Here is a 12,256-nt window from a genome sequence, read left to right on the forward strand (position 1 = left end):
GCCATAGGCGCCGGCTGAAATGCCCTCGGTCGACAGCCATGGGAACCGGCGCACCAGCTGATCCGCGTCCTCCAGCACAATGTCGGCGCCCTCGGCCATCTGCGCCTGGTGATTGCTCCTCAGGATCGGCAAGCCGTCCTCGCCGGCAAGGATGAGGTAGCCGCCCTCGCGAAAGCCGATATCGGCGTCATCCCCGAACTCTTCCTTCAGCCGCCGGAACAGCTTCAGCGTGAACTGCGACAGGCGGATGTTTTCCGGGATCGAGAATTGCTGGCGGATCGAGGCCATGGACAGCGTCGTTGCCGCATGCGCGAATTGCGGATCACGCTCGACCAGCGCGATCGTGCCGGAAAACCCTTGCTCACGCAGGTAATAGGCGACCGAGGAGCCGACGATGGCTCCGCCGATGATGACGATGTCGTAGCGCATGTTCTCTCCGATCCGGCCGATAGTGTCCTTCACGCCACCGGCAGAATGACCTCGAAGCGCGTGCCGCGCTCGCTGTCAACCAGCGCGATCATACCATCATGCGCTTTCAGGAGGGCCAGCACGATGCCAAGCCCCATGCCGGTGCCGCCCTGTTCGCGCCGCGTGGTGAAGAACGGCTCGAAAATGCGCGCCCGGTTGCTCGGCGAAATGCCGGCACCGTCATCGCTGACCAGGATGCTCGCCTTGCCGCCGGCGCTCGTAGCGGAGACAGAAACCTGCATCGCGCCATGCCTGGCCGAATTGTCGATGAGATTGGCCAGCACGATAGCCGCGTTCTCGGCCGATATGCGCAATCTGATGTCGCCGCCGGCCCCGATGCTAACCGCGAGCCTGTTGTCGACGGGCAGCAGCGACAGTGCCGCACCGAGCGATGTGCTTTCGCCGCTCGGCGCCAGGTTTTCGGCGCGTGCCAGGTCGAGCAGGCGCCGCACCAGCAGATTGAGCCGCCCCGCATCGGTGACGATATTGTTGGAGAAACGCCGCCGCTCCGCATCGTCCATCGCGCCACCGGAATCGCGCAGCAATTCGGCCGCGCCCTGGATCGCCGTCAGCGGCGATTTGAGCTCATGCGAGACATGTGTGGCGAAAGTCTGGACCGAGTCCGACCGCGCCTGAAGCTTCTCGGCCATGTCGAGGAAGGCGGCGGACAGCTCCGCCATCTCTCGCGTGCCGTGGTGGTCGAGCGGCCGGATCGCCGTGCGGTCGCCGGCGGCGATACGCTCGGTGCGGTCGATCAGCGCATAGATCGGCCGGCTGACGGTGCGCAGGAAGATGAGACCGATGAGCAGCGTGCCGCCGAGAATGGCGATCGCCGCCAACGTCACCTTGCCACGTTCGCCATAGAGATGCTTGATGATGTTGTTGGGCGTCCGCGACACATAGACGACGCCGGCGACCTGGCCGTCGACAGCGACCGGCAGGGCGACGAAGACACGCACCTTGGTGCCGCGGCTGACCGAATAGAGCGGTGGCGTCGGCTGGTCGGGAATGCGCAGCCTGAGCGCGCTGGCATAGTGGCCGGCAAGTGCTGTGCGCACCTCTTCGACCGCACTGAGCGACTGGCCGACCTCGCCGCGCCCGGCAATGACGACGCCCCGGGGGTCGAGCAGCCGGAAGCCGGCCAGCGTGGTTTTCTGGGTGGCGTCGAGGATGCCGGACAGGCGCGCGCCGATCACCGCGAAGGCGGGATCGACGATCGCCGGCATCGCCGCCGGCCGGGTCGGCAGGACATAATCCGAGGCAAGATCGAGCTGCGGTTCGATTGGCCTGTAGAGCGGGTCCGGATTGACGCTGCGGCTTGAATCCCCACTTGGCTCCGGCATCGGCGCACCGAGCTTTTCCGGTGGGATGCCGGCGTCACGTACATCCCGCGCATAGATGGCGGCGATGGCAGCGCCTTGCGCGATCAGCTCCGCCTCGGTCTGGCGGATCAGCTGGTTCTCGTAGAGGCGGAAGAAGAACAGGCCGACCAGTGGCAAGGCCATCACCATGATCAGGATGGCGACGACGACCGTGGCAAGCCGTGGCCGCCATTTGCGGCCGATCCATTTGCTGGAGGCCGTCAGCCGCATCGGCCAAGCCGGAAGCCGACGCCATGCACCGTCTCGATGACATTAGGGCAACCCACAGCTGCCAGTTTGGCGCGGATGTTGCGGATGTGGCTGTCGACGGTGCGGCCGGCGACGTGGATGTTTGCGGCATAGGCGCTGGCCGTCACCGCGTCGCGGTCGAGCACATGCGCCGGCCGCGCCAGGAACCCCTTCAGGATCGAGAACTCAATTCCTGTCAACGATAACGGCTTGCCGTCGAAGCTGGCGGTATGGCTGGCCGGCGCCAGAGCCAGTTTGCCATGCGAAAACTGCCTGTCGTCGGCCGGTTCGGGCGCCGCCGGGCGGGCGCGCCGCAGGATGACGTTGACGCGGGCAACCAGCTCGCGCGGGCTGAATGGTTTCGTCACATAGTCGTCGCCGCCCATTTCGAGCCCGAGGATGCGGTCGATCTCCTCGTCGCGCGCAGAGAGGAACAGCACCGGCACATCGGATATGTGCCGCAGCCGCCGGCAGACCTCCAGCCCGTCCATTTCCGGCATGCCGATATCGAGCATGACGAGGTCCGGTGCCCGGCGGCCGATTGCCTGCAAGGCGGCGGCACCGTCGGCCACCCCTGTCGTTTTCATGCCGGCCTTCTCCAAGGCAAAGCAGATCACCTCGCGGATGTGCGGGTCATCGTCGGCGACGAGGATGTGATGCGGCATGGATCAGCGGCCCGGCATGGAAGGTTCGATAGCGGAGGGAATCACGAACGGCTCCTTGGTGTCGAGATATCGAAGCAGCCGCCAGTCGCGAAAGCTCCAGGCCCGCCAGTTCTGCTGGATAGTTCGATACCAGATTTCGTCGCTGCCGCGCACGCCGGCCAGTTCGCGGACAGTGCCGGCGGCCGCCGTCTTGCCCTGGTGCTCGAGGAAGCGATCAAGCGCGGGAAACGCGCCCGGACCGAGCGAGTGAAGATACCAGGCGTCTAGGGGAATGCCCTGGCCGGTCATTTCGAGGGAATGGTCGACATTGTAGTTGGCGATCGTTGCTGCGAAATTGATGAAACAGCCGGCATAAAGCGTCAGGGATAACGTCAGAAGATTGGCGGACAGCAGCCATTCGTTGGATTTTCTAAGCGCGATGCGGGCAATGATCAGGGCAAGGCCTGATGCCACCAGCCCCATCCAGACAAAGGCGGCGACGCGCCAGTAGGTCAATGCATAGATGCCGATATAGAGGTCGAGCCGCAGGATCGACGAGATGACCAGCATGATGTTCTGCGCCACCCAGACATAGACCAGCCGGCGGATCAGCGGATCGGCCGAGGTTTCGCTGCCGGGTCGCAGCGCTGCCAGCACGAAGCCGGCGGCAAGCAGTGCCGTGACGATCAAGGGATAGGCGCCACGATGCGCGTAGGAGGCGTAGCTCAGCCCATCGGGAAGCGCTGCCCCGCCCCACAGATAGGCGGCGTCGAGCGCCGTCTGCAGCGCAAACAGGATGTTGAAGACGATCAGGGCGCGCAGGATGGCGGCCTTGCCGAACAGGATGTCTTCGATGGTGGTGGCGGTTTTGCCGGCTTGAGCGCTGACCGCCGGCAACGCGCGCGGGATGCGGCGAACCAGGCGCGGCAGGCGCGGTCGCAGAAAAGCCCAGACAGCGGCGAGCACGAACAGCCAGAAGGCAATCCGCGCCAGCTGGATAAGATCGAGCAGCCTCACGAGATCGATCAGCGACAGCCAATAGTCGATGACCGGATTGGCGGCACCGAACAGCGCCAGGAAGACCGCGCCCAGCGTCAGCGGCATCACCCAGACGGCGATCGCCGCCAGCCGGATGCGACGCCCACCGAACCGCCGCGCCGTCCTGCGCCAGCGGATGAAATCAATGACGAAGCGGAACGGCGCCGCCAGCCCGAACAGCACGATCTGCCCGGCAATGCGGGCGATGCTGTGCCGCAGCCGGCCGCTCAACGAAAGCGCGAAGACGGTCAGCGCCGCCAGCGCGATCGAGACCGACAGGGTGCTGACGTTTTCAGCCAGCGGCAGCAGCGCGACAAGCAAGGCGATGGGCTTGAGCCAGACCCGGCCGTCGTTGAAGGCGGCCGGGTGCACAGCCACGACCGCCGCGGCAATCAGCAGGGCGAACAGGAGAACCGTGATCCCGGCGGGCTGGCCATAGAACAGAAAATCCGCGAGCGCTGCCAGCAGGATGGCGACACCGAAACGGCTGCAATAGCTCGGCGCGGCGGAGAACAACGCTGTCATGACCTGGCTTTCCTGATGGCTTCCAGCCGAACCGTTGGCGGGCTTTTGCGGACAAAGGGAATGAGGGTTGCGACGGGACACGCGCGCGGCGGATCGGCCAGCCACCAGCCCTCGCTACGCAGTCGGTGAGTCAGGGACCAACGGGGCTTTGCTCGCTTGTGCATGCCGCTTGTCTCGCAAGCGGGCGGGGAAACGGCAGGGCGGATCCGAGGAGGTTTTCCGCAGGCCCGTGCAGTTTTCGTGCAGGGGTAAACGCTGCCGATCTCCCCCCTCGTGGGGGAGATTGGTAGCTTCATGCCCCGACTTGCCTCACCCGCCCACAAGCGGCATAGATCAGCCATGGAAACCTACCGTCCGCGCCGCTCCGTGCTCTACATCCCGGCCTCCAGCGACAAGGCCTTGGCCAAGATCGCGCAGCTTGCCTGCGATGCCATCATCATCGACCTGGAAGACGCCGTCGCTCCGGCCGACAAGATCGCCGCCCGCGAAAAACTGGCCGGCATTTTCGCCGGCCATTCCGAGAGACGCTGCGAGATGATCGTGCGCATCAATGCGATATCAGGCGAATGGGGCGCCGACGACCTGCTGGCTGCCGCAAGCTGCGAACCCGACGGCATCCTTCTGCCCAAGGTCGACACGCCGCGCGACCTGCTCGAGGCCGGCGACGTGCTTGACGACAATTTTACCCCCGACAGCGTGAAACTATGGGCGATGATCGAGACGCCCAAGGCGCTGCTCAACATCGGCGCCATCGCCGAACTTGGCCGCGATCCGGCCTCGCGGCTCAATTGTTTCGTTGCCGGAACGAATGATCTGGTCAAGGAGACCGGCATTCTGGCGACGCCTGATAGGCGCTACCTCGTGCCATGGCTGATGCAGATGGTGCTGGCCGCACGCGCCGGCGGCATCGACATGCTCGACGGCGTCTCCAACGATTTTCGCGACCTCGACGCCTTCGCCCATGAATGCGCGGAAGCCGCGGCCATGGGGTTCGACGGCAAGAGCCTCATCCACCCGGCCCAGATCGAAGCCGCGAACCGCGCCTTCGTGCCGTCCACGGAAGCGGTGGCCGAGGCACGCTCGGTGAAGGAAGCCTTCGCGCTCGCCGAGAATGCCGGCAAGGGTGTGATCGCGCTGAACGGCAGGATGGTCGAGCGGCTGCACCTGGCGCAGGCCGAAAAACTGCTGGCGAAGGCAGCCGCCATCGGGTCATAAATGCTCGATGGATGCGAGCGGGCTACAGCTACTCACGACAGGAATTGAACAATGAAACTCTACCGCTTTCTGTCCGCTCCGGACGATGCCAGCTTCTGCCACAAGGTGACAGCGGCGCTGAACAAGGGCTGGCATTTGTTCGGCTCGCCGACCTATGCCTACGACAAGAAGGCCAAAGCGATGCGTTGCGGCCAGGCCGTGGTCAAGGATATCGACGGTCAGGAATACGGGCCCGATACCAAGCTGAGTGACTGGTAGATTTGAAAAGCTCCGACGCAGGGTGTGTTGAGATTCAGGTCAGGCCGAGTCGAAAATGGTGGTTTCCGAGAACCGGAGCGGAGCGTACTTTTGGGTACGTGAGCACAGTTCTACCGCGACGCGGTAGAGCGGGGAAGCGCAGGAAGCCATCATTTGCAGGCCGGCATCACCTGAATATCAGCGCACCCCTACTCCGCCGCCTCTTCGATCTTCTCCATATCTTCGTCCGACAGGCCGAAATGGTGGCCGATCTCGTGGATCAGCACGTGGGTGACGATGTCGCCCAGCGTCTCTTCGTTCTCGGACCAGTAATCGAGGATGGCGCGGCGGTAGAGCGTGATGCGGTTCGGGCCTTCGCCGGTCTGCGGGTTCCAGCGCTCGGCGATGCCGCGTCCCTCGAACAGGCCGAGCAGGTCGAATGGCGTTTCCAGCGACAGATCGTCCATGATTTCGTCGGTTGGGAATTCGGCGATCTGGATGACGATCTCGCCGGTCAGCTTGCGAAAATCCTCCGGCAGATGGGCGTACGCCTCCAGCGCCAGGAACTCCATTTCGTCCATCGAGGGCGAGAGTTCGTCGTGCCAGGTGCGGGTCTTGTAGATGCGGGCCATGCTTTGTCCTTTGATCCCGGCATATAGGCTTTCGCACCGGAATCGGCAAATGAACGGGCCGATGCGCCTGCGCCATCCCTGCAGAGAGGAATAAATTCTCCATGACTCTGCTTGACTCTTGGGATGCGCTCTGGAATCTATAGGAACATAACAGGAACAATTGTGAGTGGAAGCTGACCGTCATGGCGATGACCGCCGTGGCGCGGGAGACTGTTTTTGCCCTGCGCCGCCAGATCGCGAACATCGAGGGAACGCTGCCCGAGCGCTTGGCTGCGCCGGCAGCCGCACCCTTTGATGCTGACGTCAACACTGATCTCACAATCGTCCGGCGTGGCATTGCCGCGGCGTTGCCGGATGCGTTCCTGCCTATCGGCGTCGGGCGCCTCGATGCCGCCCTGAGCGGCGGGCTGCCGAAGGCCGCCCTGAGCGAAATCCATGGGCTTGAAACCCGCGATGCCGGGGCCGTCGCCGGCTTCGCTTTGTCGCTCACCAGCCTGATCCTCAAGCAAACGCCGGGGCTGCCGGTGCTGTGGATCGGCACATCGGAGATTTTTCGCGAGGCCGGCTTTCCCTATGCCAGGGGGCTTCACGCCTCGTTCGGCATCGAGCCGGAGCAATTGCTGTTTTCTGAGGCGCCAAGGCTCGTCGATGCACTGTGGGTCGCCGAGGAGGCGGCCCGGATGACGGCGCTCGCCGCCGTCATCCTGGAAATCCGCGGCAATCCGCAGCGGCTTGACCTGACCGCGACACGCCGGCTGCATGCAAGGGCGCAAGCGGCCGGCCGGCCGGTGTTCCTGCTGCGGCAGGCGGCTGGGCCCGAACCGACGGCGGCACCCGTCCGCCTCATCGTCGCCTCGGCGCCGGCGGTGCCGCGCGACACCATCGCCGGGCCGCTGGCCGGCTCGATCGGCCGCCCGGCCTTCACCCTCACCATCGGCAAGAGCCGCACGGCCCTGCCTGGACAATTCACACTGGAGTGGAACCCCGATGAACGCGCATTCGACGAAAGAGCGGGCGAGGCAAGAGACCGGGCAAAGAATCCTGTCCCTGTGGTTTCCCTATCTGGCGGCGGAAAGGATCCTGCGCCAGCGTCTGGGGCGGTCCTGGCGTTCCCGGCCGTCGGATCACCCATCTCACCCGCCGCTCGTGATCAGCCATCGCGACCGCAACGCACAGCGCATCTCGGCCCTCGACGAGCGGGCTGAGGCGCTGCACCTGAAGCGCGACATGGGCATCGCCGATGCGCGCGCCATGCATCCGTCGATCGACGTCGTCGAGGCCGATCCGGAAGCCGATCGCCGCCTGCTCGAAGGCCTCGCCGACTGGTGCGACCGCTACACCCCGCTGGTGGCGCTGGACGGGGCAGACGGCCTGTTTCTCGACGTCACCGGCTGCACCCATCTGTTCGGCGGCGAGCGCGCCATGCTGGACGACATCCTGTCGCGCTTCTTCCATCAGGGTTTCGATGTCCGCGCCGGGCTTGCCGCGACGCCGGGTGCGGCCTGGGCGGCGGCACGCTTTTGCGGCGACCGCATCGTTGTGTCAGGCGAGGAGGAGGCGCTGCTGGCGCCCCTGCCGCTGGCCGCGCTGCGCATAGAACCTTCGACCCGCACCAGCCTGGAAAGTGTGGGCCTGCGCACGGCGGGCGCCGTCATGGCGGCACCGCGCGCGCCGCTCGCCCGCCGCTTCGGCGCCCTGCTGCTCCTGCGCCTCGACCAGGCGCTTGGCCGGCTCGACGAGGCGGTGTCGCCGCGCCTGCCCGTCGCGCCGCTTTCGGTCGAACGCCACCTCGCCGAACCCGTCACCCTGACCGAGGACATCGAACGGCTGGTGGGCATGCTGGCGGCGACCTTGAAGACCGACCTCGAGCGCCGCGGCGAGGGCGCCCGGACGCTGGCGCTGCTGCTCTTTCGCGTCGACGGCGCCGTCAGCCGCATCGCGCTCGGTACCTCGCGGCCGATGCGCGAACCCATGCTGATCCAGAAACTGTTCCATGAAAGGCTGGCCGCGCTCGAACAGGATATCGATGCCGGCTATGGTTTCGATCTGGTGCGGCTCTCAGTGTTGGCATCAGCCACCTTCGACATGCAGCAGGCCGATCTTGCCGGCGAGGTGACCGACGACGGCGCCGATATCGCGCTGTTCGCCGACCGCATCCGCGCCCGGCTCGGCGATGGCGCGGTTCTCCGGCCGGTCGCGGTCGAAAGCCATCTGCCGGAGCGTGCCGTCGCCACCATCCCCTTCACCGACGCGCCGTGCCGGACCACGCCGCCGAAGAAGCCGGACAGGCTGCAGGCACCAAAAACCATATTTCCGCCGGAACGACCGATCCGGCTGTTCCGCTCGCCCGAACCCATCGATGTGCCGGCCACCGAAATGCCGGAAGGACCGCCGCTGAACTTCCGCTGGCGGCGCGCGCTCTACCGGGTCAAGCGCGCCGAAGGGCCGGAACGCATCGCCGCCGAATGGTGGCGGGAAGCGCCAAGCGACGAGGCGGCATCGACGCGCGACTATTTCCGCATCGAGGATGCCGACGGCCGCCGCTACTGGCTCTACCGGCAAGGCCTCTACGGCGGCGCCTCGCAAGTCCCGCCGCGCTGGTTCCTGCATGGAGTCTTCGCATGAACGCGCTGACCGTCATTCCCTATGCCGAGTTCGGCATCCAGTCGAATTTCTCCTTCCTGCGCGGCGCCTCCAAGCCGGAGGAGCTGGTGGTCGCGGCCAAGCTCCTGGGCTTCTCGGCGATCGGACTTGCCGATCGCAACACGGTGGCCGGCGTGGTGCGCGCCTGGCAGCAGGCCAAGGTCGAAAAACTCTCCTATCACCCCGGCTGCCGGCTGGTTTTTGACGACGGCACGCCGGACATCCTCGCCTATCCCCAGGACCGCAAGGGCTGGGGGCACCTCTGCCGCATGCTGACGCAAGCCAATCTGCGCAACGAGAACGAAAAAGGCGCCACCCTTCTCCAGCGCGGCGACCTGCTCGAATGGGGTGACCTGATGTCGCTGGCGGTCCTGCCCGGTCTGTCGACGGGGGCGCAAGACAGTCTTGCCTTGCTTGGTGAGCTCAAGGGCCGTTTCGGCAGGAACCTGCGGCTTGGCGTTTCGCCCGACTACGCCGGCAATGACCGTTTCCGGATCGAGCAGGCGGCAGCACTTGCCGAGAGCGCCGGCATTCCGCTGATGGCGACCAACGACGTTCTTTATCACACCGCCGAACGGCGCCCGCTGCAGGACGTGCTGACCGCGATCCGCCTCAACACGCCCGTTGCCGAGGTCGGGCTGCAACTCTCCGCCAATGCCGAGCGCCATCTGAAGCCGCCGATGGAGATGGGCCGCCTGTTCCGCCGGCACCCGCAGGCGCTGGCCGAGACGCTGCGGTTTGCGCAAGAGCTGACTTTTTCGCTTGGCGACCTCCAGTACAATTACCCCGACGAGCCGACGGAATCGGGTCTTGGTCCACAGGCGGAGCTGGCGCGACTGGCGCGGGAGGGGGCGGCGAACCGCTATCCGGCTGGTGTGCCGGATTCCGTGACCAAGCGCATCGAGGAAGAGCTCGCTTTGATCGAACGCCTCAACTATGCCCGCTATTTCCTGACTGTCTACGACATCGTCAAGTTCGCGCGCAGCAAGGATATTCTCTGCCAGGGACGTGGATCAGCCGCCAATTCGGTCGTCTGCTTCTGCATCGGCATCACCGAAGTGGGGCCGGAAAAAATCGATTCGCTCTTCGAGCGCTTCATTTCCGAGGAGAGAAACGAGCCGCCGGATATCGACGTCGATTTCGAGCACGAAAAGCGCGAAACCGTAATCCAGTACATCTACGAGAAATACAGCGGCAAGCGCACGGCACTTGCCGCCGCCGTCATCAGCTATCGCGGCCGGTCGGCGCTGCGCGAAGTGTCGAAGGCGATGGGCCTGTCCGAGGATGTCAGGGCATCGCTTTCCGGCTCGATCTGGGGTTGGTCGACATCGGAGCTTGGCGAGAAGGAAGCCCGCGCCGGCGGCCTCGACCGCACCGACCCGGTGTCGAGGCACGTGATGGAGCGTGCCAATGAGATCATGGGCTTCCCCCGCCATCTCTCCCAGCATGTCGGCGGCTTCGTCATCACCAGGGACCGGCTCGACGAGATTGTGCCCATCGTCAAGACGGCGATGGACGAGCGCAAGATGGTCGAATGGGACAAGGACGATCTCGACGCGGTGAAGATCTTGAAAGTCGACGTGCTGGCGCTCGGCATGCTGACCTGCCTGCAACGCGCCTTCACCTTGCTCACGGATCACTATCCTAATGCGCGGGATGATTATGGGCAGCCCTATGTGTTGGCCACCCTGCCGCCGGAGGACAGGCAGGTCTACAAGATGATCTGCCGCGCCGACACGCTCGGCGTCTTCCAGATCGAATCGCGGGCCCAGATGTCGATGCTGCCGCGCCTCCAGCCGAAAACCTTTTATGATCTCGTCATCGAGGTGGCGATCGTTCGGCCGGGCCCGATCCAGGGCGATATGGTCCATCCCTATCTGCGCCGCCGGCAAGGCAAGGAACAGGCCGAGTATCAAAAGCCGGAGCTGGAAGCGATCCTCAAGAAAACGCTTGGCGTACCGCTGTTCCAGGAACAGGCGATGAATATCGCCATCGTCGCCGGCGGTTTCAAACCGGGCGAAGCCGATGAACTGCGCCGCGCCATGGCCACCTTCAAGCGCACCGGCACCATCGGCAATTACCGCGACCGTATGATCAATGGCATGGTCGGCAAGGGCTACACGAAGGACTTCGCCGAGCGCTGCTTCAAGCAGATCGAGGGCTTTGGCGAATACGGCTTTCCTGAAAGCCATGCTGCTTCCTTCGCCCTGCTCGTCTATGCCTCCTGCTGGTTCAAGACCTTCTATCCCGACGTGTTCTGCGCCGCGATCCTGAATTCGCAGCCGATGGGGTTTTACCAGCCGGCCCAACTCGTGCGCGACGCAAGCGACCATGGCGTCGACATCTGCGACGTCGACGTCAATTTTTCGGTGTGGGATTGTACGTTGGAAAAGGCGCCTTTCGATCCGGCCCGCATCCTGCCACGCCATGCCGAAATGCGCGACGTCATCGAGACGAAGCATGCCGTCCGGCTCGGCTTCCGCCAGATCAAGGGCCTGTCGAAAGAGCGCATGGAGGCTTTCGTCGAGCGGCGCGGCTCAGGCTATGTATCCGTCAGGGATGTCTGGCTGCGCTCCGGCCTCGATGTCGGCGAGATCGAAAAACTGGCGCAGGCCGATGCCTTTCGCTCGCTCGGTCTTGATCGTCGCGAAGCCTTGTGGGCGGTGCGCGCGCTCGACGGCAAGAGCGCCGCCGAAAGGCTGCCGCTGTTCGACCAGCCGGCGCTTCGCCTGCGCGAGCTGGAACCGGAGACGAGGCTGCCGAAAATGCCGCTCGGCGAGCATGTCATCCACGATTACCGCGCGCTCGGCCTGTCGCTGAAGGCGCATCCGGTCGCCTTCCTGCGCGAGCGGCTCGACCGCGCCGGCGTCATCCCCAATGCGAATCTTCCTTCCGTGCGCGATGGCAGGCGCGTCTCGGTCGCCGGCCTCGTGCTGGTGCGGCAGCGCCCCGGCAAGGGCAATGCGATCTTCCTGACGCTGGAGGACGACAAGGCGGTGGCCAACATCATCTTCTGGCAAAGAACCTTCGACCGCTATCGGCCTATCGTCATGGGGGCCCGGTTCGTCAAGGTCACCGGGAAATTGCAGTCGGAATCGGGTGTGGTCCACATCGTTGCCGAGAAGATCGAGGATCTGACGCCCTGGCTGACCGTGCTTCTGGAGAAGGTCAGCGAGGCTGCACCAGTGGTTCCTCCGAGAGACCTCGCCAAGGACGGTTCGGATCGCTTCAGCCCCGCCAAACA

10 protein-coding genes are annotated in these 12,256 nt (G+C 64.9%); 5 read left to right on the top strand and 5 right to left on the bottom strand.

The window, feature by feature from the left end; all coding sequences use genetic code 11:
- The 4 genes from EN991_RS07665 to EN991_RS07680 all read right to left on the bottom strand — a co-directional run.
- The coding region (locus EN991_RS07665) for an FAD-dependent oxidoreductase (protein WP_164768909.1) at window positions 1–429 on the bottom strand (429 nt) is incomplete at its 3' end.
- 29 nt (window positions 430–458) lie between these two features.
- Window positions 459–2,060 (bottom strand): ATP-binding protein, encoded by a 1,602-nt coding sequence (locus tag EN991_RS07670; RefSeq protein ID WP_013528784.1) that lies wholly within the window; start codon window positions 2,058–2,060, stop codon window positions 459–461.
- Window positions 2,051–2,743 (bottom strand): response regulator transcription factor, encoded by a 693-nt coding sequence (locus EN991_RS07675; protein WP_127368499.1) that lies wholly within the window; start codon window positions 2,741–2,743, stop codon window positions 2,051–2,053. The genes EN991_RS07670 and EN991_RS07675 overlap by 10 nt, the downstream gene beginning before the upstream one ends.
- Window positions 2,744–2,746: 3 nt before the next feature.
- Window positions 2,747–4,285 carry a DUF4173 domain-containing protein gene (locus tag EN991_RS07680; protein WP_127368500.1) on the bottom strand — a complete coding sequence of 513 codons (1,539 nt, stop codon included), beginning with the start codon at window positions 4,283–4,285 and terminating at the stop codon, window positions 2,747–2,749.
- 339 nt (window positions 4,286–4,624) lie between these two features.
- On the opposite strand from EN991_RS07680, the gene EN991_RS07685 reads away from it, so the two are divergent.
- Together EN991_RS07685 and EN991_RS07690 are read left to right on the top strand one after the other, a co-directional pair.
- Window positions 4,625–5,500 carry a CoA ester lyase gene (locus EN991_RS07685; RefSeq protein WP_024504050.1) on the top strand — a complete coding sequence of 292 codons (876 nt, stop codon included), beginning with the start codon at window positions 4,625–4,627 and terminating at the stop codon, window positions 5,498–5,500.
- A gap of 51 nt (window positions 5,501–5,551) precedes the next feature.
- Entirely contained in the window at window positions 5,552–5,758 is a 207-nt protein-coding gene (locus EN991_RS07690; protein ID WP_013528780.1) for a DUF1737 domain-containing protein, read from the top strand.
- A 188-nt stretch (window positions 5,759–5,946) separates the two neighbouring features.
- Here the strand turns inward: EN991_RS07690 and EN991_RS07695 are convergent, their stop codons facing one another.
- Window positions 5,947–6,369 carry a metallopeptidase family protein gene (locus tag EN991_RS07695; RefSeq protein ID WP_013528779.1) on the bottom strand — a complete coding sequence of 141 codons (423 nt, stop codon included), beginning with the start codon at window positions 6,367–6,369 and terminating at the stop codon, window positions 5,947–5,949.
- 182 nt (window positions 6,370–6,551) lie between these two features.
- On the opposite strand from EN991_RS07695, the gene EN991_RS40785 reads away from it, so the two are divergent.
- The 3 genes from EN991_RS40785 to EN991_RS07710 form a co-directional block, all read left to right on the top strand.
- The gene (locus EN991_RS40785; protein WP_127368502.1) at window positions 6,552–7,574 is read left to right on the top strand and encodes a hypothetical protein; all 1,023 of its coding nucleotides are present in this window, start codon (window positions 6,552–6,554) and stop codon (window positions 7,572–7,574) included.
- Window positions 7,516–8,994 (top strand): DUF6504 family protein, encoded by a 1,479-nt coding sequence (locus EN991_RS07705; RefSeq protein ID WP_027162864.1) that lies wholly within the window; start codon window positions 7,516–7,518, stop codon window positions 8,992–8,994. Before EN991_RS40785 ends, EN991_RS07705 begins: the two co-directional genes overlap by 59 nt.
- The coding region (locus EN991_RS07710) for an error-prone DNA polymerase (protein ID WP_127368503.1) at window positions 8,991–12,256 on the top strand (3,266 nt) is incomplete at its 3' end. The genes EN991_RS07705 and EN991_RS07710, both read left to right, overlap by 4 nt.

It is taken from the genome of Mesorhizobium sp. M7A.F.Ca.US.005.03.2.1 (genome assembly GCF_003997795.1).
GTDB lineage: Bacteria > Pseudomonadota > Alphaproteobacteria > Rhizobiales > Rhizobiaceae > Mesorhizobium > Mesorhizobium ciceri.

Coding starts and splice junctions, on each gene's coding strand:
- EN991_RS07670 (WP_013528784.1), bottom strand. CDS start 2,060: ATGCGGCTGACGGCCTCCAGCAAATGGATCGGCCGCAAATGGCGGCCA.
- EN991_RS07675 (WP_127368499.1), bottom strand. CDS start 2,743: ATGCCGCATCACATCCTCGTCGCCGACGATGACCCGCACATCCGCGAG.
- EN991_RS07680 (WP_127368500.1), bottom strand. CDS start 4,285: ATGACAGCGTTGTTCTCCGCCGCGCCGAGCTATTGCAGCCGTTTCGGT.
- EN991_RS07685 (WP_024504050.1), top strand. CDS start 4,625: ATGGAAACCTACCGTCCGCGCCGCTCCGTGCTCTACATCCCGGCCTCC.
- EN991_RS07690 (WP_013528780.1), top strand. CDS start 5,552: ATGAAACTCTACCGCTTTCTGTCCGCTCCGGACGATGCCAGCTTCTGC.
- EN991_RS07695 (WP_013528779.1), bottom strand. CDS start 6,369: ATGGCCCGCATCTACAAGACCCGCACCTGGCACGACGAACTCTCGCCC.
- EN991_RS40785 (WP_127368502.1), top strand. CDS start 6,552: ATGGCGATGACCGCCGTGGCGCGGGAGACTGTTTTTGCCCTGCGCCGC.